19 protein-coding genes are annotated in these 23,912 nt (G+C 71.8%); 13 read left to right on the top strand and 6 right to left on the bottom strand.

What is annotated here, in order from left to right; all coding sequences use genetic code 11:
• Positions 1 to 4: 4 nt before the first annotated feature.
• Positions 5 to 1,696, bottom strand: a complete 1,692-nt coding sequence (paaN, locus tag ACSHXN_RS20435; protein WP_356107914.1) for a phenylacetic acid degradation protein PaaN — start codon at positions 1,694 to 1,696, stop codon at positions 5 to 7.
• Positions 1,697 to 1,844: 148 nt separating this feature from the next.
• Here paaN and ACSHXN_RS20430 point away from each other — a divergent pair, with 148 nt between their 5' ends.
• Together ACSHXN_RS20430 and ACSHXN_RS20425 are read left to right on the top strand one after the other, a co-directional pair.
• The gene (locus tag ACSHXN_RS20430) at positions 1,845 to 3,359 is read left to right on the top strand and encodes a 3-hydroxyacyl-CoA dehydrogenase (RefSeq protein WP_356107911.1); all 1,515 of its coding nucleotides are present in this window, start codon (positions 1,845 to 1,847) and stop codon (positions 3,357 to 3,359) included.
• On the top strand, positions 3,356 to 3,946 hold the full coding sequence (locus ACSHXN_RS20425) for a TetR/AcrR family transcriptional regulator (protein ID WP_355128763.1): 591 nt from the start codon (positions 3,356 to 3,358) through the stop codon (positions 3,944 to 3,946). The genes ACSHXN_RS20430 and ACSHXN_RS20425 overlap by 4 nt, the downstream gene beginning before the upstream one ends.
• A gap of 28 nt (positions 3,947 to 3,974) precedes the next feature.
• Here the strand turns inward: ACSHXN_RS20425 and ACSHXN_RS20420 are convergent, their stop codons facing one another.
• Positions 3,975 to 4,460 (bottom strand): Lrp/AsnC family transcriptional regulator, encoded by a 486-nt coding sequence (locus ACSHXN_RS20420; RefSeq protein ID WP_355128933.1) that lies wholly within the window; start codon positions 4,458 to 4,460, stop codon positions 3,975 to 3,977.
• Positions 4,461 to 4,649: 189 nt separating this feature from the next.
• Here ACSHXN_RS20420 and pdhA (ACSHXN_RS20415) point away from each other — a divergent pair, with 189 nt between their 5' ends.
• The 6 genes from pdhA (ACSHXN_RS20415) to ACSHXN_RS20390 all read left to right on the top strand — a co-directional run bounded on the left by pdhA (ACSHXN_RS20415) (position 4,650) and on the right by ACSHXN_RS20390 (position 12,006).
• On the top strand, positions 4,650 to 5,795 hold the full coding sequence (pdhA, locus tag ACSHXN_RS20415; protein ID WP_438303484.1) for a pyruvate dehydrogenase (acetyl-transferring) E1 component subunit alpha: 1,146 nt from the start codon (positions 4,650 to 4,652) through the stop codon (positions 5,793 to 5,795).
• Complete coding sequence (locus ACSHXN_RS20410; RefSeq protein ID WP_355128767.1) at positions 5,792 to 6,796, top strand: alpha-ketoacid dehydrogenase subunit beta; 1,005 nt, start codon at positions 5,792 to 5,794, stop codon at positions 6,794 to 6,796. Before pdhA (ACSHXN_RS20415) ends, ACSHXN_RS20410 begins: the two co-directional genes overlap by 4 nt.
• Complete coding sequence (locus tag ACSHXN_RS20405) at positions 6,796 to 8,208, top strand: dihydrolipoamide acetyltransferase family protein (RefSeq protein ID WP_438303483.1); 1,413 nt, start codon at positions 6,796 to 6,798, stop codon at positions 8,206 to 8,208. The genes ACSHXN_RS20410 and ACSHXN_RS20405 overlap by 1 nt, the downstream gene beginning before the upstream one ends.
• 103 nt (positions 8,209 to 8,311) lie before the next feature.
• Positions 8,312 to 9,199 (top strand): NTP transferase domain-containing protein, encoded by an 888-nt coding sequence (locus ACSHXN_RS20400; protein ID WP_438303482.1) that lies wholly within the window; start codon positions 8,312 to 8,314, stop codon positions 9,197 to 9,199.
• On the top strand, positions 9,196 to 10,761 hold the full coding sequence (locus tag ACSHXN_RS20395; protein ID WP_438303480.1) for a molybdopterin molybdotransferase MoeA: 1,566 nt from the start codon (positions 9,196 to 9,198) through the stop codon (positions 10,759 to 10,761). Before ACSHXN_RS20400 ends, ACSHXN_RS20395 begins: the two co-directional genes overlap by 4 nt.
• Before the next feature lie 264 nt (positions 10,762 to 11,025).
• Positions 11,026 to 12,006 (top strand): NAD(P)H-quinone oxidoreductase, encoded by a 981-nt coding sequence (locus ACSHXN_RS20390; protein WP_361246366.1) that lies wholly within the window; start codon positions 11,026 to 11,028, stop codon positions 12,004 to 12,006.
• Between the two features lie 13 nt (positions 12,007 to 12,019).
• Here ACSHXN_RS20390 and ACSHXN_RS20385 read toward each other — a convergent pair whose 3' ends face one another.
• Positions 12,020 to 12,868 carry a hypothetical protein gene (locus ACSHXN_RS20385; RefSeq protein ID WP_438303479.1) on the bottom strand — a complete coding sequence of 283 codons (849 nt, stop codon included), beginning with the start codon at positions 12,866 to 12,868 and terminating at the stop codon, positions 12,020 to 12,022.
• A 641-nt stretch (positions 12,869 to 13,509) separates the two neighbouring features.
• Here ACSHXN_RS20385 and ACSHXN_RS20380 point away from each other — a divergent pair.
• On the top strand, positions 13,510 to 14,055 hold the full coding sequence (locus tag ACSHXN_RS20380) for a bacterial proteasome activator family protein (RefSeq protein ID WP_355128777.1): 546 nt from the start codon (positions 13,510 to 13,512) through the stop codon (positions 14,053 to 14,055).
• A gap of 88 nt (positions 14,056 to 14,143) precedes the next feature.
• On the opposite strand, the gene ACSHXN_RS20375 is transcribed toward ACSHXN_RS20380, so the two are convergent.
• On the bottom strand, positions 14,144 to 15,769 hold the full coding sequence (locus tag ACSHXN_RS20375) for a protein kinase domain-containing protein (RefSeq protein ID WP_438303478.1): 1,626 nt from the start codon (positions 15,767 to 15,769) through the stop codon (positions 14,144 to 14,146).
• Positions 15,770 to 16,147: 378 nt separating this feature from the next.
• On the opposite strand from ACSHXN_RS20375, the gene ACSHXN_RS20370 reads away from it, so the two are divergent.
• Positions 16,148 to 17,710: a protein kinase domain-containing protein gene (locus ACSHXN_RS20370; protein WP_361151417.1), complete on the top strand. Its 1,563-nt coding sequence runs from the start codon at positions 16,148 to 16,150 to the stop codon at positions 17,708 to 17,710.
• Between the two features lie 49 nt (positions 17,711 to 17,759).
• Here the strand turns inward: ACSHXN_RS20370 and ACSHXN_RS20365 are convergent, their stop codons facing one another.
• Positions 17,760 to 18,755 carry a phosphotransferase gene (locus ACSHXN_RS20365; RefSeq protein ID WP_355128782.1) on the bottom strand — a complete coding sequence of 332 codons (996 nt, stop codon included), beginning with the start codon at positions 18,753 to 18,755 and terminating at the stop codon, positions 17,760 to 17,762.
• A gap of 513 nt (positions 18,756 to 19,268) precedes the next feature.
• Here ACSHXN_RS20365 and pdhA (ACSHXN_RS20360) point away from each other — a divergent pair.
• The 3 genes from pdhA (ACSHXN_RS20360) to ACSHXN_RS20350 are packed head-to-tail and all read left to right on the top strand — an operon-like array spanning position 19,269 to position 22,837.
• Complete coding sequence (pdhA, locus tag ACSHXN_RS20360) at positions 19,269 to 20,459, top strand: pyruvate dehydrogenase (acetyl-transferring) E1 component subunit alpha (RefSeq protein WP_355128784.1); 1,191 nt, start codon at positions 19,269 to 19,271, stop codon at positions 20,457 to 20,459.
• A gap of 1 nt (position 20,460) precedes the next feature.
• The gene (locus tag ACSHXN_RS20355; RefSeq protein ID WP_059130371.1) at positions 20,461 to 21,438 is read left to right on the top strand and encodes an alpha-ketoacid dehydrogenase subunit beta; all 978 of its coding nucleotides are present in this window, start codon (positions 20,461 to 20,463) and stop codon (positions 21,436 to 21,438) included.
• A 10-nt stretch (positions 21,439 to 21,448) separates the two neighbouring features.
• Positions 21,449 to 22,837 (top strand): dihydrolipoamide acetyltransferase family protein, encoded by a 1,389-nt coding sequence (locus tag ACSHXN_RS20350; RefSeq protein WP_355128786.1) that lies wholly within the window; start codon positions 21,449 to 21,451, stop codon positions 22,835 to 22,837.
• A 99-nt stretch (positions 22,838 to 22,936) separates the two neighbouring features.
• Here the strand turns inward: ACSHXN_RS20350 and ACSHXN_RS20345 are convergent, their stop codons facing one another.
• Positions 22,937 to 23,830, bottom strand: coding sequence for a D-alanyl-D-alanine carboxypeptidase family protein (locus ACSHXN_RS20345; protein WP_355128788.1), 894 nt, complete (start codon positions 23,828 to 23,830; stop codon positions 22,937 to 22,939).
• Positions 23,831 to 23,912: the final 82 nt, after the last annotated feature.

Here is a 23,912-nt window from a genome sequence, read left to right as displayed (position 1 = left end):
GGTCCTACGCCTCCCTGCGCACCTCCACCACGCGGAAGCGGTTCGCCACGAACGCGCCGTCGCACAGGGCCGCGTTGGCCGCGGGGTTGCCGCCGGAGCCGTGGAAGTCGGAGAAGGCGGCCGTCTGGTTCACGTACACCCCGCCCGTCAGGTTCAGCGAGAGCTGCGCGCACTCCTCCAGACAGGTCTCCTCGACGGCCTGTTCGACCTCTTCGGAGGTGGTGTAGGCGCCGACGGTCATGGCGCCCTTGTCCCGGATGGTGCGCCGCAGCAGGTCCACCGCGTCCGCCGCCGAGTCGACGGCGACGGCGAAGGCGACCGGGCCGAAGCACTCGCTCATGTAGGCGGCCTCAGCGTCCGGCTTGGCGCCGTCCAGCTTCACGATCACCGGTGTACGGACGACCGCCCCGGGGAAGTCCGGGTTGACGATCTCCCGCGAGGCCAGGGCGACCTCGCCGAGGCCGGCTGCTGCCTCCAGACGGGCCTTGACGTCGGGGTTCACGATCGCGCCGAGCAGGGCGTTCGCGCGGGCGTCGTCGCCGAGCAGGCCGTCCACCGAGCGGGCGAGATCGGCGACCACCTCGTCGTACGACTTCGGGCCCTGGTCGGTGGTGATGCCGTCCCGGGGGATCAGCAGGTTCTGCGGGGTGGTGCACATCTGGCCGCTGTACAAGGACAGCGAGAACGCCAGGTTCGACAGCATCCCCTTGTAGTTGTCCGTCGAGTCCACGAGCACCGTGTTGACGCCGGCCTTCTCCGTGTAGACCTGCGCCTGACGGGCGTTGGCCTCGAGCCAGTCGCCGAACGCCGTGGAGCCCGTGTAGTCGATGATCCGGATCTCGGGGCGCACGGCGAGCGTCTTGGCGATGCCCTCGCCGGGGTGCTCGGCGGCCAGGGACACCAGGTTCGGGTCGAAGCCCGCCTCGGTGAGCACCTGCCGGGCCACCTGCACGGTGAGCGCGAGCGGCAGCACCGCCCGCGGGTGGGGCTTGACCAGGACCGCGTTGCCCGTGGCCAGGGAGGCGAACAGACCCGGGTAGCCGTTCCACGTCGGGAAGGTGTTGCAGCCGATGACCAGCGCGATGCCCCGCGGGACCGGCTTGAACGTCTTGGTGAGCGCCAGCGGGTCACGCTTGCCCTGGGGCTTGGTCCACTCCGCGGTGTCCGGGGTGCGGATCTGCTCCACGTAGGCGTACGCGACCGCTTCGAGGCCGCGGTCCTGCGCGTGGGGCCCGCCGGCCTGGAACGCCATCATGAAGGCCTGGCCGCTGGTGTGCATGACGGCGTGCGCGAACTCGTGCGTCCGGTCGCTGATGCGCTTGAGGATCTCCAGGCACACCATCGCGCGCATCTCGGCGCCCGCGTCGCGCCAGGCCTTCTGGCCCGCGCGCATGGCGGGCAGCAGGGCGTCGATGTCGGCGTGGGGGTAGGTGATCCCCAACTCGATCCCGTACGGCGACACTTCGTCGCCCGCCCAGTCGTCCGTGCCGGGCTGGCCGAGGTCGAGGCGGGTGCCCAGGAGGGCGTCGAAGGCGGCCTTGCCGGCCGCCGCGTCCAGGCTGCCGCCCTCGCCGTAGGCCTTGGGGTGCTCGGGGTGCGGGGACCAGTACGCGCGTGTGCGGATCGCTTCCAGCGTCTGATCGAGGGTGGGCCGGTGCTGGGCGATCAGCTGGTGCGCGGTGAGTTCGGCGGCCATGCGGGACCAACTCCTCGTCTCTCGAGCTCTTCCTTGAACTCATGACCTGGGCAGGAACAGGCGGACAGAGTTAGAGTAACCGAACGATCGGTCGGTACAAGGGGGACCGCCGCATCTGTGGAAAACCCCGTGCGGGAGGATCGCGCACATGACAGCACTGGACCTCAGCAGCCCCGTGGCCGTCGTGGGCACCGGCACCATGGGCCAGGGCATCGCCCAGGTCGCGCTGGTCGCCGGGCATCGCGTACGGCTGTACGACGCCGTCCCGGGCCGCGCCGGGGAGGCGGCGGCCGCGATCGGCGCCCGCCTCGACCGGCTCGTCGAGAAGGACCGGCTCACCGGTGCCGAGCGGGACGCGGCCCGCGCCCGACTGCTGCCGGCCGAGAGCCTGGCGGAGCTGGCGGACTGCTCGCTCGTCGTCGAGGCGGTGCTGGAGCGGCTGGACGTCAAACAGCAGCTGTTCCGGGAGCTGGAGGACGTCGTCGCCGACGACTGCCTGCTCGCCACCAACACCTCGTCCCTGTCCGTGACCGCCGTCGGCGGCGCGCTGCGGAACGCGGGCCGTTTCGTCGGACTGCACTTCTTCAACCCGGCCCCGCTGCTGCCGCTCGTGGAGGTCGTCTCCGGGTTCGCCACCGACGTCACCTCGGCGACGCGCGCGTACGAGACGGCTCGCGCCTGGGGCAAGACCCCGGTGGCCTGCGCGGACACCCCCGGCTTCATCGTCAACCGCATCGCCCGGCCGTTCTACGCGGAGGCGTTCGCGGTCCTCGAGGCGCAGGCCGCCGACCCCGCCACCATCGACGCGGTCCTGCGCGGGTCCGGCGGCTTCCGTATGGGCGCCTTCGAGCTGACCGACCTCATCGGGCAGGACGTCAACGAGTCCGTGACCCGCTCCGTGTGGGAGTCCTTCTTCCACGACGTGCGGTTCACCCCGTCGCTGGCCCAGCGGCGGCTGGTCGAGTCGGGCCGGCTCGGCCGCAAGAGCGGACAGGGCTGGTACGACTACGCGGACGACGCCGAGCGGTCCGAGCCGCACACCGCGGAGCGGGCGCAGCCGCCCGCGTACGTCGTCGCCGAGGGCGACCTGGGGCCCGCATCCGAACTTCTCGCGCTGATACGCGAGGCGGGCATCGGCGTCCGTGAGGACGACGAGGACCACGGCACCCGTCTTGTGCTGCCGGGCGGAGGCCAGCTCGCCCTCGCGGACGGGCAGACCTCCGTCGAGTTCCGCGACGTCGTCTACTTCGACCTGGCACTCGACTACCGCCAGGCGACCCGGATCGCCCTGTCCGCCTCCCAGGACACCTCGCACGGCACCCTCGCCGAGGCCATCGGGCTCTTCCAGGCGCTCGGCAAGGACGTCAGCGTGATCGGGGACGCGCCCGGAATGATCGTCGCCCGCACGGTCGCCCGGGTCGTCGACCTGGCGCACGACGCGGTCGCCAAGGGCGTGGCCACCGAGGAGGACATCGACACCGCGATGCGCCTCGGCGTCAACTACCCCCTCGGGCCGTTCGAATGGAGCCGCAGGCTCGGCCGCAGCTGGGCCTACGACCTGCTGGACGACCTGCACATGCGGGACCCCTCCGGACGGTACGCCCCGTCCCTCGCGCTCTACCGCCACGCGTACGCCTCCGAGAAGCGGGAGGGCACCCCATGACCACCGCCAAACGCGACACGTACACCCCGGAGACCCTGCTCGCCGTCGCCGTGCAGGTCTTCAACGAGCGGGGCTACGACGGCACCTCCATGGAGCACCTCTCCAAGGCGGCCGGCATCTCCAAGTCGTCGATCTACCACCATGTCGCGGGCAAGGAGGAGCTGCTGCGCCGCGCCGTCAGCCGGGCGCTGGACGGCCTCTTCGGGATTCTGGAGGAGGAGCACGCGCGCGAGGGGCGTGCCGTGCGGCGGCTGGAGTACGTGGTGCGGCGCATGGTCGAGGTGCTGACCGCGGAACTTCCCTATGTGACGCTGCTGTTGCGGGTGCGGGGCAACACCGGAACCGAGCGGTGGGCGCTGGAGAGGCGCCGTGAGTTCGACCACCGGGTCGCCGAGCTGCTCAAGGCCGCGGCGGCCGACGGGGACGTCCGCGGCGATGTGGAGGTGCGGCTCGCCACACGGCTCGTCTTCGGGATGATCAACTCGATCGTGGAGTGGTACCGGCCCGACGGGCGCGGCATCGGCGAACGGGAAGTCGCCGACGCCGTCGTGCAGTTGGTCTTCTCCGGGCTGCGCAACGACGGCTGAGGCCGGCCGGCGCGCACCCTGCGCCGGATCAGCGCTCCGGCTCCAGGTCCTCTTCTTCGAACACCAGCAGTGTGCGTGTGCTGAGCACTTCGGGGATCGCCTGGAGCCGGGTGAGGACCAGTTCGCGCAGCGCTCTGTTGTCGGGGGTGTGCACCAGCAGCAGTACGTCGAAGTCGCCGCCCACCAGGGCTATGTGGGAGGCGCCTGGCAGCATGCGCAGCTGCTCGCGGACCGTCCGCCAGGAGTTCTGCACGATCTTGAGGGTGATGTACGCCGAGGTGCTGTGGCCGGCGCGCTCGTGGTTCACCCGGGCGCCGAAACCGCGGATCACACGGTCGTCGATGAGCCGGTTGATCCGGGCGTAGGCGTTGGCCCGCGAGACGTGGACACGCTCCGCGACCGCCCGTATGGAGGCACGGCCGTCCGATTGGAGAATCTGCAGAATGTCGCGGTCGATGGCGTCGAGAGGGCGGGGAACCGACGGCGCGGAGCCGTGCTCCGGCGGCTCGGCCATTTGTTCAGGTGCCATGCGCCCCCGCCTCTCTACCATGGACGTACTGCGTACATCTCAGGTTGTGGAGAACCGTTTGTCCACAGCCTGGAGGCGCCTGTAGCCAAAATGTGCCGACGACCGAACAATCGGTAGGTGAGGGGCGTCACTCCCGTGGCGCGCCTGAAGCCGCTCCCACGAGGAGGTGCCGTCATGACGGTCATGGAGCAGCGGGGCGCCTACCGGCCCACACCGCCGCCCGCCTGGCAGCCCCGTACCGACCCCGCTCCGCTGCTGCCCGACGCACTGCCCTACCGCGTCCTCGGCACCGAGGCGGCCGCCAAGGCCGACCCGGAGCTGCTGCGCCTGCTCCACGCGCACCTGGTGCGCGGCCGCCGGTACAACACGCAGGCGACAGCCCTCACCAAGCAGGGCCGCCTGGCCGTCTACCCCTCCAGCACCGGTCAGGAAGCCTGCCAGGTCGCCGCCGCGCTCGTGCTCGAGGAGCGCGACTGGCTCTTCCCCAGCTACCGCGACACGCTCGCGGTCGTCGCCCGCGGCGTGGACCCGGTCGAGGCCCTGACGCTGCTGCGCGGCGACTGGCACACCGGCTACGACCCGTACGCGCATCGCGTGGCCCCCCTGTCCACCCCGCTCGCCACCCAGCTGCCGCACGCCGTGGGCCTCGCCCACGCGGCGCGCCTGAAGGGCGACGACGTGGTCGCGCTCGCCCTGGTCGGCGACGGCGGCACCAGCGAGGGCGACTTCCACGAGGCGATGAACTTCGCCGCCGTCTGGCAGGCACCGGTCGTCTTCCTGGTGCAGAACAACGGCTTCGCGATCTCCGTCCCGCTCGACAAGCAGACCGCGGCGCCCTCCCTGGCCCACAAGGCCGTCGGGTACGGCATGCCGGGCCGCCTGGTCGACGGCAACGACGCGGCCGCCGTGCACGAGGTCCTCGCCGACGCCGTGCGCCGTGCGCGCGCCGGCGGCGGCCCCATGCTCATCGAGGCCGTGACCTACCGCATGGACGCCCATACGAACGCCGACGACGCGACCCGCTACCGCGGTGACGCCGAGGTCGAGGCATGGCGCGACCACGACCCGATCCTGCTGCTGGAGCGCGAGTTGACCGAGCGCGGACTGCTCGACGAGGACGGGATCCGGGCCGTGCGGGACGACGCCGAGGCGATGGCGGCGGACCTGCGGGCACGGATGAACCAGGACCCGTCACTGGACCCGATGGACCTCTTCGCCCACGTGTACGCCCAGCCCACCACACAACTGCTCGAGCAGGAGACCCAGGTGCAGGCGGAGCTGGACGCGGAGGCCGCCGGACCGGAAGGAGCCGGGCGATGACGACCGTTGCCCTCAAGCCCGCCACCATGGCGCAGGCGCTGACCCGAGCGCTGCGCGATGCCATGGCGGCCGACCCGTCCGTGCATGTCATGGGTGAGGACGTGGGCACGCTCGGCGGTGTCTTCCGGGTCACCGACGGGCTTGCCGAGGAGTTCGGCGAGGACCGCTGCACGGACACCCCGCTGGCCGAGGCGGGCATCCTCGGCACGGCCGTCGGCATGGCGATGTACGGCCTGCGGCCGGTCGTGGAGATGCAGTTCGACGCGTTCGCCTATCCGGCGTTCGAGCAGCTCGTCAGCCATGTCTCGCGGATGCGCAACCGCACCCGCGGCGCGATGCCGCTGCCGATCACCATCCGTATCCCCTACGGGGGCGGCATCGGCGGCGTCGAGCACCACAGCGACTCCTCCGAGGCGTACTACATGGCGACTCCGGGGCTCCATGTCGTCACGCCCGCGACGGTCGCCGACGCGTACGGACTGCTGCGCGCCTCGATCGCGTCCGACGACCCGGTCGTCTTCTTCGAACCCAAGCGGCTGTACTGGTCCAAGGACTCCTGGAACCCCGAGGAGCCGCAGACGGTCGAGCCCATAGGCCGTGCGGTCGTCCGGCGCGCGGGCCGCAGCGCCACCCTGATCACCTACGGGCCGTCGGTGCCCGTCTGCCTGGAGGCCGCCGAGGCGGCCCGCGCCGAGGGCTGGGACCTCGAGGTCGTCGATCTGCGCTCCCTGGTCCCGTTCGACGACGAGACGGTGACCGCGTCCGTGCGCCGCACGGGCCGGGCCGTGGTGGTGCACGAGTCGACCGGTTTCGGCGGCCCCGGCGGCGAGATCGCCGCGCGGGTGGCCGAGCGCTGCTTCCACTACCTGGAGGCGCCGGTGCTGCGCGTGGCCGGGTTCGACATCCCGTATCCGCCGCCCATGCTGGAGCGCCACCACCTGCCGGGCGTCGACCGGATCCTGGACGCCGTGGGGCGCCTGCAGTGGGAGGCGGGGAGCTGATGGCCCAGGTCCTGGAGTTCAGGCTGCCCGACCTCGGGGAGGGACTCACCGAGGCGGAGATCGTCCGCTGGCTGGTCCAGGTGGGCGACGTCGTCGCGGTCGACCAGCCGGTCGTCGAGGTCGAGACCGCCAAGGCCATGGTCGAGGTGCCCTGCCCCTACGGGGGCGTGGTCACGGCCCGCTTCGGCGAGGAGGGCGCGGAGCTTCCCGTGGGCGCATCGTTGTTGACGGTCGCCGTCGGGGCCGCCGAACCGGCCGAGGAGTCCTCCGGGAACGTGCTGGTCGGGTACGGGACGTCCGCCGCCCCGGCCCGCCGTCGCCGGGTGCGGGCGTCCCGGCCCGTGGCGCCGACCGCGGACGGTGTGGCCCGTCCCGCCCCGGCCGTCGCCGAACGGCCGCCGGCTCCGGCGGCCCCCGGTGCGAGCGTCCGGACGCACCGCGTCGACGCCCCGGAACGGCCCGACGGCCCCGTCGCGGTGATCTCCCCGCTCGTCCGCAGGCTCGCCCGTGAGAACGGCCTCGACCTGCGGCGGTTGGCGGGTTCCGGGCCGGACGGGCTGATCCTGCGGGCGGACGTCGAGGACGCCATCAGGGTTTCTGCGGCCAGGGTCCGTGCCGGCACCGCGGCCACCGCGACCGTGTCCGCGCCGAGCGCCCCCGGGACGGAAGCGTCCGCGACGATCGCCGCCGCGGCGGGTGCCTCCGCACGCGGGGCGGCCACCGCGGGCACGCGCATCCCCCTCAAGGGCCTGCGCGGCGCCGTCGCCGACAAGCTCTCCCGCAGCCGTCGCGAGATCCCGGACGCCACCTGCTGGGTGGACGCCGACGCGACGGAACTCATGCGTGCACGGACCGCCATGAACGCGGCCGGCGGCCCGAAGATCTCCCTGCTGGCGCTGCTGGCCCGTATCTGCACCTCCGCGCTCGGCCGCTTCCCCGAGCTCAACTCCACCGTCGACACGGAAGCCCGTGAGATCGTCCTGCTCGACCAGGTGCACCTCGGGTTCGCCGCGCAGACCGACCGCGGACTCGTGGTCCCCGTCGTGCGGGACGCGCACTCGCGGGACGCCGAGTCGCTGACCGCGGAGTTCGCCCGGCTGACCGAGGCCGCACACGCGGGGACGCTCACCCCCGGCGACCTGACCGGCGGGACCTTCACGCTGAACAACTACGGCGTGTTCGGTGTCGACGGCTCCACACCGATCGTCAACCACCCGGAGGCGGCCATGCTCGGTGTCGGCCGTATCGTCCCCAAGCCGTGGGTGCACGAGGGGGAGTTGGCGGTGCGGCAGGTCGTTCAGCTCTCGCTGACCTTCGACCACCGGGTGTGCGACGGCGGTACGGCGGGCGGCTTCCTGCGGTATGTGGCGGACTGTGTGGAACAGCCGGCGGTGCTGCTGCGCACCCTGTGAGCAGCGTCCCTGACCGGATGCCGCTGAAACTGTGAGCAAGCTCCCGCGCACCGCCGGTGTGCGCGGGGGTGGCAATGATCCACGCGGCGCCCATACTCGGGGCATGACCGCGTACGAGACCTCGGGCGTCCCGGGCGTCGATGGGTACGACGCCGTCGTGCTGGCCGGTGGTGCCGCACGACGGCTCGGCGGTGCCGACAAACCCGGCGTGCGCATCGGCGGCCGGGCCCTGCTCGACCGCGTGCTCGCGGCCTGTGCCGGCGCGGCCACCACGGTGGTCGTCGCCGAGCCCAGGCTGACCGCGCGCCCGGTGGTCTGGGCCCGTGAGGAGCCACCCGGCGGTGGACCGGTGGCCGCGCTCGGCGCGGGCCTGAGCCGGACCACGGCCGGGTACGTCGTCGTGCTCTCCGCCGATCTGCCGTTCCTGGACCAGGAGACGCTGCTACGACTGCTGGGCGGACTCGCGGCGAGCGACGCCGAGGGGGCCGTCCTCACCGACGGCGAAGGGCGTGACCAGACCCTCGTCGCCGCCTACCGCAGCGCGGCCCTGCGCCGCGAGCTGGCCCGGCTGTCCACCGAGCACGCCGGTCTGAACGGCCTTCCGCTGCGGCGCCTGGTCGCCCGGCTGGGCCTTGTACGCATCTGCGACCCCGTCGCGTCCTTCGACTGCGACACCTGGGACGACATCGCCACCGCCCGGACACGTATCAGGGAGCATGAGCACGTGTTGGATGAATGGATTTCCGCAGTCAAGGACGAACTGGGCATCGACCTCGACGTCGACACCGGTGTTCTCCTCGACCTCGCCCGCGACGCCGCACACGGTGTGGCCCGCCCCGCGGCTCCGCTGACGACGTTCCTCGTCGGCTATGCGGCCGCGCAGTCGGGCGGCGGGCCCGAGGCGGTCGCCGAGGCCGCCCGCAAGGCCGTTGCCCTGGCCCTGCGCTGGGCGGACGAGGACTCCGCCGAGGCCAAGCCGGACACGGAGTGACCGGGCCGGGCGCCCAGGGCAACCTGGACACCGAGGAACGCCATGTGGAGGAGGCCCTGGCCGTGGCCAACGAGAGCGGGGGCCGGGACCGTCCGCAGGAGACCCGCCCCGCCCGTCCGCCCGAGGATCAGCAGGACCCGGATCTGGACGAGGCCCTCGCCCTGGTCCGGGAACGGGACCCGCACGGCCCGGGGCCCGGCACGCCCCGTTCGGGAACCGGCGCCGGTGCACCCGCATCCATGCCCCGGCCCGCCGGGCACGAGAACGACCGTGCGCCGGTCCCGGACAGCAGGGCGGAGAACCGGTCCCCGGCCGCCGGAGCGTCGAAGCACGGCGCACGGGACGAGGCCGTGCCCTGGTCCGAGGCCAGGACCGTCGCCGAGCGCGCCGCCCGGTCCGTGTCACGCCGGGAACCGGTCGGCGTCCCCCTCGAGGCGGCGCTCGGCCTGGTGCTCGCGACCCCCCTCACGGCGCTCACCGATCTGCCCTCCTTCGACACCTCGGCCATGGACGGTTGGGCGGTCGCGGGCCCCGGTCCCTGGGACGTGCGGGAGAAGGGGATCCTCGCCGGGCACGCCGAGCACGCGCCCCTCGGCGACGGCGAGGCCGTGCGGATCGCCACCGGAGCGCGCGTCCCGCCCGGTGCCACCGCGGTCCTGCGCAGCGAACACGGGCACACCGACGACAAGGGGCGACTGCAGGCCGGCCCCCGGGCCGGGGGCTCCGCTCGTGCCGGGGGGACCTCCACGCTCGTGCACGGTCAGGACATCCGGCCACGCGGGCAGGAGTGCCACAGCGGGGACCGACTGCTGCCGCTCGGTACCCAGGTCACCCCGGCCGTGCTCGGACTTGCCGCGGCCGCCGGGTACGACGACCTGACCGTGCTGCCCCGGCCGCGGGCCGAAGTCCTGGTCCTGGGCGACGAATTGCTGACGGAGGGACCGCCGAGGGACGGTCTCATCCGGGATGCGCTCGGTCCGATGCTGCCGCCGTGGCTGCGTGCCCTCGGCGCTGAGGTGGTGGCCGTCCGCAGGCTGGGGGACGACGCCGAAGCCCTGTACCGGGCGATCACGTCCTCGACGGCCGACCTGATCGTCACGACCGGGGGTACGGCCTCGGGCCCGGTGGACCATGTCCACCCCACCCTGCGCCGCGCCGGAGCCGAACTCCTTGTGGACGGGGTGAAGGTGCGCCCGGGCCACCCCATGCTCCTTGCACGCATGCATGAGGAGCAGCATCTGGTCGGCCTGCCCGGCAACCCCCTCGCGGCGGTGTCCGGACTGCTCACACTCGCCGAACCGCTGCTGCGCATTCTCCGGGGCCGGACGGAAGCGCAGCCGTGGACGCAGACGTTGACCGACTCCGTCCACGGCCATCCGCACGACACCCGGCTCATCCCCGTCGCGGTGCGCGGCGGTCACGCCGTGCCGCTCCACTACAACGGCCCGGCGATGCTGCGCGGTATCGCCGCAGCGGACGCACTCGCGGTCGTACCGCCGGGTGGCGCCCGGCCGGGTCAGGAACTGCAACTCCTCGAGCTGCCCCGGCCATGGGCGGGGTGAGCTCCGCCGGGTCCGTGAGCCGCGCCATGTCCGGTCGGTACCGAGAGGACGGCAGGGGTCCGAGGAATCCGGCAGGGGTCCGAGGAAAGGGGCATGTTTCACGTGAAACGTCCGATCCGGTCCTCCCCTCACGGGCCGACCGGACGAGCGCCTCGTCGCATCGGGTGAAATTCGGCGGCGGGGTCGTCCGGTGTCCGGTCCCCGAGCTCGGAAAACGGCTGCACGGGTCCTGGGCGGCTCACCCCGAGGAGTAGCGTCCCTTTCATGTACGCGATCACGATTCCTGAACCCGGTGGGCCCGAGGCGCTGGTGTGGACCGAGGTCCCTGATCCCGTCCCCGGTGAGGGTGAGGTGCTGGTCGAGGTGGTGGCCAGCGCCGTCAACCGCGCCGATGTCCTCCAGCGGCAGGGCTTCTACAACCCTCCGCCCGGTGCGTCCCCGTATCCCGGCCTCGAGTGCTCGGGGCGTGTCGCCGCGCTCGGCCCCGGCGTCTCGGGGTGGGCCGTCGGTGACGAGGTCTGCGCGCTGCTCGCCGGCGGCGGGTACGCCGAGAAGGTCGTCGTTCCGGCGGGGCAGCTGCTGCCGGTGCCGGACGGGCTCGATCTCCGCCAGGCGGCCGCGCTTCCCGAGGTGACCTGCACGGTCTGGTCGAACGTCTTCATGGTGGCCCATCTGCGCCCGGGCGAGACGCTGCTCGTGCACGGCGGTTCCAGCGGCATCGGCACGATGGCGATCCAGCTGGCCAAGGCGGTGGGTGCCAAGGTCGCGGTCACCGCGGGCAGCAAGGAGAAGCTGGAACGCTGCGCGGAACTCGGTGCGGACGTGCTGATCAACTACCGCGAGCAGGACTTCGTGGAGGAGATCCGGGAATCGACGGCAGGGGAGGGCGCGGACGTCATCCTCGACAACATGGGCGCGAAGTACCTCGACCGCAATGTCCAGGCGCTCGCCGTGAACGGGCGCCTGGCGATCATCGGCATGCAGGGTGGGGTCAAGGGCGAGCTGAACATCAACACGCTGCTGCGCAAGCAGGCGGCGATCACCGCGACCTCGCTGCGGGCGCGTCCGCTCGCCGAGAAGACGGCGATCGTTGCGGCGGTGCGTGAGCATGTCTGGCCGCTGATCGCCTCCGGCCACGTCCGCCCGGTCGTCGACCGGGAGATCCCGATGAACGACGCGGCCACGGCCCACCAGGTGCTGGAGGAGAGCGGCCACATCGGAAAGGTGCTGCTGGTGACGTCGTAGGCGGATGCGACGGTCATTCCCGGCGCATGCGCAGAGCCAGAAGCGCCAACGCCAGTCCGGCACCGACGAGGACCAGGCCGCTGCCGAGGGGCAGTATCTCCACCACGGGCTCCGAGGTGGCGGCCTCCCGGGCGAGGACGGCCGGGTTCTGTGAGGGAGCGGGGGAGGACGCGGCGGGGCCGATCGCTTCCGCGGTTGCGTCGGCGGACGGCAGGACATCCGGTGCCGTTGCGTCCGGGGTTGTGTCCATCGGACCGGCTGTCTCGTCCTGCGGTGCCGCGTCCGCTCGTCCGGGCCGCGCCCGTCCCACTCCTGCCTCGCTGCCCGCACGGGAGGCGCCGGGCGAGGGCCCGGTGGCGGGCAGGCGGGCGGCGGAGTGCCCGAAGGCGGGGGCACCGGCGGCGCCGGGCGGCGCCTTGCGCGCGGGGGCGGGCAGGAGGCCGAGCAGGGCCGACGTCCCGTTCGTGAGGGGGAACGCGCCGAGCGGCAAGGAGGGCATCGCGGGCCAGCGGCGTGCGGGGCCCGAGTCCTGGTGCCCGGACGGAGACACGGCGCCGATCAAGACGGAGTGCCCGTGCCCGGGGGCGTGGGGGACGGCTGCGGCGGACGTCGTCAGCCCCGTGGTGTGCGCGAGGGCGCCGGGCGGTGCAGCGGAGCCGCGGACGGGGTGAGTGGTTCGGGCGTCGTTCGCAGGCCGGTCGGCCGCGCCGGGGGACCCGGCACCGGGGGCGGACCGGACGGTGGACGAGGCGGCGGTCCGGTGGCCGTACGGAAGACCGGACCCGTTCCCGGGCAGAACGCCGTGGGCGGCGGATATCCACAGCAGGCCGGTCGTCATGAGGACCGGCGGCGCAACGGCCACACGGAGCGCGCGGAGCGTGGACGGCGTACACAGCCTTGGAGTCACCAGCGTGACCCCCTCCCGTGGTCGGGCGGCAAGATCAACGGCTTCAGCGTCACACGGACTTCGGACTCCGGCATCTCGGCCGCACGGCCCCGAGGCGGCGGAGCGCGGCCGGGACTCCCCCGGGCCGCCCTCTGCGGATGCCGCCATGGTGCTGCGCCACAACCCGCCGGCGATGCCGGAACGCGGCCCGGGACGGTGCCGGGCCGCCGCCGAAGGCGAGGCGCGCACCGGGTCCGTACCGGCCGGACGCCGGGCGGACGGGGGCCGAGGCGCCCGAAGGGGCGGGAGGGGATATCTGCCGGAGGCGGGACGCGCAGGGCAGCACGCCGCACCCGCTCGTCGGGGGAGGCGGGGCCGAACCGCTGAGCCGAATACACCCGTCCGGTGGAACGCGGGTGTCCGCCGCACGAGGACGGGCGATCCGGCCGGTCGTGGTCATCGGCGCGCCCGGGGCGCCGCACGGACCGGACCGTACGCGGCCGTCGCGACCGGAACCCCCGGGGGACGCCGTGCTCCGGCGGCACCGGGAGAGGGTGGATCACCCGCCACGGGGGGCACATGGCCGATGAGGTGTACGGGTGCGAGAGAATGGCCACATGGAGATGCCGAGGAACGACAGCTCGTCGGAGAACGCCCAGAAGATCCTGGTCGTGGGCCAGGACGGATTGGCTCTCGGCGGCACCGGGGACGACGGATCCCGCGAGGTCCCGGTGACGGAGATGGTGGAACAGCCGGCGAAGGTCATGCGCATCGGCAGCATGATCAAGCAGCTGCTGGAGGAGGTGCGCGCCGCTCCTCTGGACGAGGCGAGCCGGCAGCGGCTGAAGGAGATCCACGCCAGTTCCGTCAAGGAGCTGGAGGACGGCCTCGCCCCCGAACTCGTCGAGGAGCTCGAGCGGCTCTCACTGCCCTTCACGGACGAGGCGATCCCCAGCGACGCCGAGCTGCGTATCGCCCAGGCCCAGTTGGTCGGCTGGCTCGAGGGGCTCTTCCACGGGATCCAGACCACCCTGTTCGCCCAGCAGATGGCGGCGCGGGCCCAGCTCGAGCAGATGCGCCGCGCCCTCCCGCCGGGTGTGGGCTCCCCCGACGGCGAGGAGGACGCCCGCGCAGGCGGTCGTTCCGGGGGCCCGTACCTCTAGGCAGCCCAATCGTGCGAGGGGCCCGGCACCGCGCAGGTGCCGGGCCCCTTCGCCGTGGGTCAGAAGCGGATCGTGTGTCGGAAACGGATCACGACGGGTCGCCCGTCGACACGCTGAGCTCGATCTCCGGCATGTTCTTCGGGTCGACGTCCGTACCCGCGGAGGGGAACTGGTCCATGACCGTGCCCTCGCCGTAGGTGTTCTCGTCGTAGTCCTTGATCTTCATCCGCCAGCCTGCGGCCTGGAAACACGACTTCACGGTCTGGATGTTCTTGAACGCGAAGTCCGGCACCCGGATCTTCTTGTCGTCGTTGTACGACTCCTCCGGCTCCGTGCACTTCGTCGTGTCGATCGTCTTGGTCAGGTCCGGGCCCTTGTGGCCGGCGACCGCGCTCGAGGACGATCCGGTGGTACTGCTGCTGGGACCGCCACCCGTGTCGTCCCTGTTGCCGCCGTTCAGCGCCAGGGCCGTGATCAGGCCGGCTATGGCGACCAGGGCGACCACGACCGAGCCGATGATCACGCCACGGCCGCCCTTCTGCCCGCCCGAGCCGCCCCCGGGCACCCCCGAGTGCGGCGAGAGGTTGTACGGCGGCGGGGTGGAGGCGGACTGCTGGGGCGCGTACGCGGCGGTCTGCGGCGGGGCCTGGTAGCCGCCCTGCTGCGGGTAGCCGTACGCGGGCGGTGGCGTGCCGTAGGGGCCGGGCTGGTACGGCGTCTGCACCGGACCCGGCGGGGGCGGCGTCGCCCGGTCGACCGGGGGGAAGACCGCGGAGCTCACACCGGCGCCGTTGGACGTCCGGGCGCCCGGCACGATGCTCGGCGCGGCGGCCGTGAGGGACGCGGCCACGCGCAGGCACTCGTCGCGCATCGCCTCGGCGCTCGGGAAGCGTTCGTTGGGGTTCTTCCTCAGGGCCCGGGCGACCAGAGCGTCCACCGCGGGAGGCAGCGAGCGGTTGATCGACGAAGGAGCGACCGGCTCTTCCTGCACGTGCGCGTAGGCGATCGCCAGCGGTGAGTCCGCCTCGAACGGCAGCCGTCCGGTGACGAGCTGGAACAGCATGATGCCGACCGAGTACAGGTCGCTGCGCGCGTCGACGCCCCGGCCGAGGGCCTGCTCCGGGGACAGGTACTGAGGGGTGCCGACCACCATGCCCGTCTGCGTCATGGAGGTGACACCGGACTGCATGGCGCGGGCGATGCCGAAGTCCATGACCTTGACGACGTTCCGCTTCGTCACCATGACGTTGCCCGGCTTGATGTCCCGGTGCACCAGGCCCATCTCGTGGCTGATCTCCAGGGCCGCCAGCACGTCGGCGGTGACCTTCAGGGCCTTGTCGGCCGGCATCGCGCCGTGCCGGCGGACGTCCTCCTCGAGGACCGAGCCGAGCGGCTTGCCCTCGATGTACTCCATGACGATGTACGGGGTCGCCAGCCCTTCGAGCTCGTCCTCACCGGTGTCGAACACCGAGACGATGTTCGTGTGCGTGAGTTTCGCCACGGACTGCGCCTCGCGGCGGAACCGCTCACGGAAGGCCTGTTCGCGACCGAGTTCCGTGTGAAGCGTCTTGATCGCCACATTGCGGTCCAGCACGGTGTCGTAGGCGAGATGCACCGAGGCCATGCCACCCTCGCCGAGCAAGTCGCGCAGCTGGTAGCGGCCCCCGGCGACCGATCGCCCCGCATAGCGGCCCTGCGCGCCGTCCTGGCTCATCTTCAGCGTCCCCCATCGGCGCGGCGGCAGCGGCTGAATGTGCTCCCGCGGTCCGTGATCCCTGTTCGTATGTGTGGCGATCGACGCGGTTGTTCCGTGATCGACAGGCTCATTCCCGGCCAAGTCTGCCCCAGGGCAGTGACACGTCAAGCTCGGTGCCCGTTCCGTGACCGTACGCGAAAGAAGCGTCGCGCAAGCGTTACAGGCGTTGTACGGGCGGTACACGGGATTTGCACGTGGGACCGCGTGCACGGTTCCATGGTGGGTCCGTCTCGACTTCGTCCCGGACCGGCGCCTTGCGTGGAGCCTGTAGCGTGGCCCGTCGGAGACCGTGACAACCACCGCGCAGACCGCGGGCAGAAACGACGGCGAGGACTGATGGCACAGACGCAGCGCGCCCAGGGCCCGTCCGACCCCGAGGCGACTGGCGGCGGGATGTCGGACACACCGGACATGTGGGGCAACGGCGGGCTTGTGGGGGACGGTCGGTACCGGCTCACCCACAGACTCGGCCGGGGCGGCATGGCCGAGGTGTTCGCGGCCGAGGACGTGCGCCTCGGCCGGACCGTCGCGGTCAAGCTGCTCCGCTCCGATCTCGCCGAGGACCCGGTCGCCAAGGCCCGCTTCACCCGCGAGGCACAGTCGGTGGCCGGACTCAACCACCATGCGATCGTCGCCGTGTACGACTCCGGCGAGGACTTCGTCGGCGGGCAGCCGGTGCCGTACATCGTGATGGAGCTGGTCGAGGGCCGTACGATCCGCGATCTGCTGCTCAACGCCGAGGCACCCGGTTCCGAGCAGGCCCTGATCATCGTCTCGGGCGTCCTGGAGGCGCTGGCCTACTCGCATCAGCACGGCATCGTGCACCGCGACATCAAGCCCGCGAACGTGATCATCACCCACAACGGCGCCGTCAAGGTGATGGACTTCGGCATCGCCCGCGCCCTGCACGGGGCGTCCACGACGATGACGCAGACCGGCATGGTGATGGGCACGCCGCAGTACCTCTCGCCGGAGCAGGCGCTCGGCAAGGCCGTCGACCACCGGTCCGACCTGTACGCGACCGGCTGCCTCCTGTACGAACTGCTCGCGCTGCGCCCGCCGTTCATCGGCGAGACACCGCTGTCCGTGGTGTACCAGCACGTCCAGGACCTTCCGGTGCCGCCGTCCCGGATCTCGGAGGGCGCCGCGCCGCCGGAGCTGGACGGGCTCGTCATGCGCTCCCTCGCCAAGGAGCCGGACGACCGGTTCCAGACCGCCGAGGAGATGCGCGGCCTGGTCCAGTACGCGCTGCAGATGCTGTACGACCAGGGCAGCCACACGGGCACCTGGAACACCGGCCCGGTGGACATGCACGACGGCCGGCACACTCCGGCGGCGGGCTTCGCCGGCACCACGGTGATGCCGCACCCCGGTGAGCCCGGAACCACGCAGATCCCCCAGTCGATCATGCCCCCGGGGTACGGCGGCGGGGACGACGGCGGGTTCGAGGGCCACGGAAACAGGGGCAGCGGCCGCGGCAAGCTGTGGATCCTCGCCGTCCTCGCGGTCGTGGCCGTCGTGGCGGGCGTCGCGCTGGCGCTGAACACCACGAGCGGCGGCGGTGGCGGCAGCGGCACGACGGAGTCCCCGGCCGTCACACAGTCGCACGAGGAGAAGCAGCCCACCGAGCAGCAGTCGGACGATGCGACCGACCCGTCCACGAGCGACGGCTCGGACACGGGCAGCGGCTCGGACTACACGCCCTCCGATCCGCCCTCGCAGACCTACAGCCGGCCGCCGGCCCAGCCGTCCCAGACGCCGGACCAGCCGACCGACAACCCCACGGACACGACACCCTCCGGCGAGCCGACGGACACGCCCACGGACGGTGGCGGCGACCCGACGGGCCCGTCCGCGACGGACGGGGGCGCGGACGGCGGGGGCTCGCCGGCATCCTGACGGGTGTGCGGTCACGCCCGTGTCCGCCGGCGCCCCCGCACACCGGGGGTCAGTGTGTGAACGCCTCGCGCACCGCGTCGTAGGCGCGTGTCCACCACACAGCCAGGGCCGAGGCCGCCGGGAACTGCGCATCCGCGCGGCTGTCGCCGCGCTCGTAGTGCCAGCGCAGCATCCAGAAGTCGTTGAGCCGCTCCCACCACACCCGGTGCACGGCGGCGGCGAGCTCGCCGGGCGGCGCCCCGGCCGTGCGGCGGTACGCGCGTGCGTAGGCCCGGACCTTCGCGAGGTCGAGCGTGCCGACGGGGCGGACGAAGAAGATCGCCGCGGCGCGCACCGCCTCCTCGGCGCGCGGCTGGACGCCGAGCCGGTCCCAGTCGACGATCGCGGCGGGTGCGTCGCCCTGATAGAGCAGGTTGAACGGGTGGAAGTCGCCGTGCACCCAGCCCACCGCCCCGCCGCGCGGCGGACGCCGGTCCGTGTGCCGCTCCAGCAGCGTCCGCCGCTCCACCAGCCGGTGCCGGGCGAGTTCGTCGAAGGCCGTCACGGGACGGTGCCGGGTCACCCGGCACAGCAGATCGTCGATGAGCGCGAAGGTGTCGGCCGGGTCGGCGCTCTCCAGGGGTGAACCGGGCGCGCGGGACATGACCCGCTCCAGGCTCGCGTGCACCACCCCCAGCAGCGCACCCAGCCGCCCGCACTGCTCCGCGGTGAGCTGACCGCCGTGCCGATGCCGGCCGTCGATCCACGGGTGCAGGGCGTAGGCGCGGCCGCCGACGACCGCGACCGTACGGCCGTCGCGCCCGGTCAGCGGCGGTGCCACCGGGACCCCGAGGTCCGCCAGGCGCTGGGTGGCCCGGTGCTGGCGGGCGATCGACGCGGGGTCGGCGGTCTCGGGGTCGCAGTGGTGCTTGAGGAAGTAGCGGCCGCGTGTCGTGCGGAGCCGGTACCCGCCGTTGAGCAGTCCCTGGTCGACGGGGTCGCAGGCGAGCACGGATCCGGCACCGTATCGGCGGAGCAGGGCGCCCAGAGGGGGCGCATGCGACACGGGGGGTGGTACAGATGAGCGCGGCACGCGCCAGATGGTAGGCCACGAGCCGGACCCGCAAGCTGGGCCTTGTCACAGGCAGTCGTACTCGGTCACATGGAGTCCGCAAGGTGATCACGACCGTGGTGACCGAATGACCGGCGCTCCACCGGGCCGGTCCTCGGCGCCACCCCGATCGATGTCTTCCCGTGTTCCAGGTGAGCGGGATAACGTGCCGTTGTTCCGGCCCTCTGCAAGGCCCTGACCAGCGCTGTTCCCGACTTCCTCGATTTACTTGGAAATCCAAGCAAAATCCCAGGTCAGGAGGGGTTTCACAGAATTGTGGGGCACTGGGTAACGTGCCCTTTGCAGGGCGCTCGCCGGGGCACCTGTCACGTCTGTCGTTTCGAACGAGTCGCACCCACCCTGTGCGTCCGTGAGCTGCAGGCGAGCCGCTTCCATCGGCCCGGAACGGGCTGATGGGACCCCCAGGCACCCGGCGAACCCGGGGGCCGGACCGACGGAGGAGCACACGTGACCGTGGAGAGCACTGCCGCGCGCAAGCCGCGACGCAGCGCCGGAAGCAAGGCCGGCACCACCGGCACCAAGCGCACCAGCCGCACCACGCCCAAGAAGGGCGCCGACCCCGACCTCGTGCAGTTGCTGACACCCGAGGGCGAGCGTGTCGAGAACCCCGAGTACGACCGCTATGTGGAGGGCATCACGCCCGACGAGCTGCGCGGTCTGTACCGGGACATGGTGCTGACCCGCCGCTTCGACGCGGAGGCGACCTCCCTGCAGCGCCAGGGCGAGCTGGGCCTGTGGGCCTCGCTGCTCGGCCAGGAGGCCGCCCAGATCGGTTCGGGCCGGGCCCTGAACGACGACGACTATGTCTTCCCGACCTACCGGGAGCACGGTGTCGCCTGGTGCCGTGGCGTCGACCCCACCAATCTGCTCGGCATGTTCCGCGGTGTGAACAACGGCGGCTGGGACCCGAACAGCAACAACTTCCACCTGTACACGATCGTCATCGGCTCGCAGACGCTGCACGCCACCGGCTACGCCATGGGCGTCGCCAAGGACGGCGCCGACTCGGCGGTGATCGCGTACTTCGGCGACGGCGCCTCCAGCCAGGGCGACGTGGCCGAGTCCTTCACCTTCTCCGCGGTCTACAACGCCCCGGTCGTGTTCTTCTGCCAGAACAACCAGTGGGCGATCTCCGAGCCCACCGAGAAGCAGACCCGTGTGCCGCTCTACCAGCGCGCCCAGGGCTTCGGCTTCCCGGGCGTGCGGGTCGACGGCAACGACGTCCTGGCCTGTCTCGCGGTCACCAAGTGGGCGCTGGAGCGGGCGCGCAACGGCGAGGGGCCGACCCTGGTCGAGGCGTTCACGTACCGCATGGGCGCGCACACGACCTCCGACGACCCGACCCGCTACCGCCACGACGACGAGCGGGCCGCCTGGGAGGCGAAGGACCCGATCGCCCGCCTGCGGACCTACCTCCTGGACTCCGGTCACGCGGACGAGGGATTCTTCGCGGAACTCGAGACCGAGAGCGAAGCGCTGGGAAGGCGAGTACGCGAGGCGGTCCGCGCCATGCCGGACCCGGACCACTTCGCCATCTTCGAGAACGTGTACGCGGACGGGCATGCGCTCGTCGACGAGGAGCGCGCCCAGTTCGCCGCCTACCAGGCGTCGTTCGCGGACGCAGAAGGGGGTCGGTGACATGGCGGAGAAGATGGCGCTGGCCAAGGCGATCAACGAATCGCTGCGCAAGGCCCTGGAGTCGGACCCGAAGGTCCTGGTGATGGGCGAGGACGTCGGCAAGCTCGGCGGTGTCTTCCGGGTCACCGACGGCCTGCAGAAGGACTTCGGCGAGGAGCGGGTCATCGACACCCCGCTCGCCGAGTCGGGCATCGTCGGCACGGCGATCGGCCTGGCCCTGCGCGGGTACCGGCCGGTGGTGGAGATCCAGTTCGACGGCTTCGTCTTCCCGGCGTACGACCAGATCGTCACGCAGCTGGCGAAGATGCACGCCCGCTCGCTCGGCAAGGTCAAGATGCCGGTCGTCGTGCGCATCCCCTACGGTGGCGGCATCGGCGCGGTCGAGCACCACAGCGAGTCCCCCGAGTCGCTGTTCGCCCATGTCGCGGGCCTGAAGATCGTCTCCCCTTCGAACGCCTCGGACGCCTACTGGATGATGCAGCAGGCGATCCAGAGCGACGACCCGGTGATCTTCTTCGAGCCGAAGCGGCGCTACTGGGACAAGGGCGAGGTGAACGTCGAGGCCATCCCCGGCCCGCTGCACAAGGCCCGTGTGGTGCGTGAGGGCACGGACCTGACGCTCGTCGCCTACGGGCCGATGGTGAAGGTGTGCCAGGAGGTCGCGGCCGCGGCCGAGGAGGAGGGCAAGTCCCTCGAGGTCCTCGATCTGCGCTCGGTCTCCCCGCTCGACTTCGACTCCGTCCAGGCGTCGGTGGAGAAGACCCGCCGCCTGGTCGTGGTGCACGAGGCCCCGGTGTTCTTCGGTTCGGGTGCGGAGATCGCCGCCCGTATCACCGAGCGGTGCTTCTACCACCTCGAGGCGCCCGTCCTGCGGGTCGGCGGCTATCACGCCCCGTACCCGCCGGCGCGGCTGGAGGAGGAGTACCTGCCGGGCCTGGACCGGGTGCTCGACGCAGTCGACCGCGCCCTGGCGTACTGAGGAGAGGGTCGTGACGACGATGACTGACGCGTCCGTTCGCGAGTTCAAGATGCCCGACGTGGGCGAGGGACTCACCGAGGCGGAGATCCTCAAGTGGTACGTGCAGCCCGGTGACACGGTCACCGACGGACAGGTCGTCTGCGAGGTGGAGACCGCGAAGGCGGCCGTGGAGCTGCCCATCCCGTACGACGGAGTGGTGCGCGAACTCCGCTTCCCCGAGGGCACCACGGTCGACGTCGGCACCGCGATCATCGCGGTCGACGTGACCGGGGGCGCCCCGGCCGAGGAGGCTCCGGCGCCCGCCGAGGAGGCCCCGGCCGAGGAGCCCGAGCGGCAGGGGCGCCAGCCGGTCCTCGTGGGGTACGGCGTCGCCGAGTCCTCCACCCGGCGCAGGCCCCGCAAGACCGCAGCGCCCGCCGAGGAGGCCCTCCAGGCGGCCACGGCGCTGCAGAGCGAGCTGAACGGGCACGGCGGCACGCAGGCGGTCGACCGCCCGCTCGCGAAGCCTCCGGTGCGCAAGCTCGCCAAGGATCTGGGCGTCGACCTGGCGTCGGTGCGGCCGTCGGGTCCGGACGGGATCATCACCCGCGAGGACGTGCACGCCGCCGTGGCGTCCGTACCGGCCCCCGCGGTGCCCGCGGCCGTCGAGGCACCGGCCGCCGCGCCGGCGCCGGCGCCCGCGGTGACGTACGACGGCGCCCGGGAGACCCGTATCCCGGTCAAGGGCGTCCGCAAGGCCATCGCACAGGCGATGGTCGGCTCGGCCTTCACCGCCCCGCACGTCACGGAGTTCGTGACGGTCGACGTGACGCGGACGATGAAGCTGGTCGAGGAGCTCAAGCAGGACAAGGACATGCAGGGGCTCCGGGTCAACCCGCTGCTCCTCATCGCCAAGGCCCTGCTCGTGGCGATCAGGCGCAACCCGGACGTCAACGCGTCCTGGGACGAGGCCAACCAGGAGATCGTGCGCAAGCACTATGTGAACCTGGGCATCGCGGCGGCGACCCCGCGCGGTCTGATCGTGCCGAACATCAAGGACGCGCACGACAAGACGCTCCCGCAGCTGGCCGAGGCGCTGGGCGAGCTGGTGGCGACGGCCCGCGAGGGCAGGACGTCCCCGGCCGCGATGCAGGGCGGCACGGTCACCATCACGAACGTGGGCGTGTTCGGCGTCGACACCGGCACGCCGATCCTCAACCCGGGCGAGTCGGCGATCCTCGCGGTCGGGGCGATCAAGCTCCAGCCGTGGGTCCACAAGGGCAAGGTCAAGCCCCGCCAGGTCACCACCCTGGCCCTCAGCTTCGACCACCGCCTGGTCGACGGCGAGCTGGGCTCGAAGGTCCTCGCGGATGTGGCGGCCGTCCTCGAGCAGCCCAAGCGCCTGATCACCTGGGGCTAGTCCCCGGGGCACTTCCGCACTCCATGTACGCGAAACACAGGCGAAGGGGCCCGGCCGCGGGAGTGCGGCCGGGCCCCTTCGTGCCGTGTGCGGTGAAGGTCAGACGGCGAAGCCGTAGTTCAGGAGCTTCTTCGCGTCCGCGGTGCGGTTGGCGACCGAGGAGGACGCCAGGACCGTGCCGATGACCGTCTTGCCGTTGCGGGTCGCGGCGAAGACCAGGCAGTACTTGGCCTGCGGGCCGGAGCCCGTCTTGACGCCGATGGCGCCGCTGTAGGTGCCGAGCAGCGGGTTGGTGTTGGTCCAGGTGTAGTAGCGGTAGCCGCCGCTCTTGGTGGTCACCTTCTGCTTCGTGGACTTCGTCTTCACGACGGCGCGGAAGGTGGAGCTCTTCATGGCGCTGCTCGCGATCTTGGTGAGGTCGCGGGGCGTGGAGTAGTTGCTGCCCTTGCCGATGCCGTCGAACGAATCGAAGTGCGTGTTCTTCAGGCCGAGGCTCTTGGCGGAACTGTTCATCTTGCCGATGAACGACTTCACGCGCGCGGCTCGCGTCGAGCCGGTGCCGAACTTGTCGGCGAGCGCGTAGGCGGCGTCGCAGCCCGAGGGCAGCATCAGCCCGTACAGCAGCTGGCGGACGGTGACCTTGTCACCCACGATCAGGTGGGCGGACGAGGCGTTGTTGGCGACGATGTAGTCGCTGTACGCCTTCTGGATCGTGACCTTCGTGTCCAGGTTCAGGTGCGGCTGTGCCAGCACCACCTTCGCCGTCATGATCTTGGTGGTGGAACCGGTGGACAGCCGGGTGTCGGCCGCCTTGGTGAACAGCGTCTTGCCGCTGCCGTTGTTCATCACGAACCCGCCCTTGGCGGTGATCGAGGGCTTCGTGACGGCCTGCGCGGGCGCCGCGGTGAGAGCTCCGGTGGTGAGCACGGCACCGGTGGTGATCACTGCCGCTACGGCCCTGCGAACTCGCGTGCCCTTAATGCCGGTAATCAAGTCAAACGCTCCGATTGCGTCTTTGATGCCTCAGAAAACATCCAAATGCCCCTGGAGGACGGCCAGATGGCAAGGCCGCCTT

This window comes from Streptomyces sp. HUAS TT11, assembly GCF_051553595.1.
Lineage (GTDB): Bacteria > Actinomycetota > Actinomycetes > Streptomycetales > Streptomycetaceae > Streptomyces.
The sequence above is the reverse complement of the archived record's forward strand: the minus strand, read 5'-3'. Positions and strand labels throughout refer to the sequence as shown.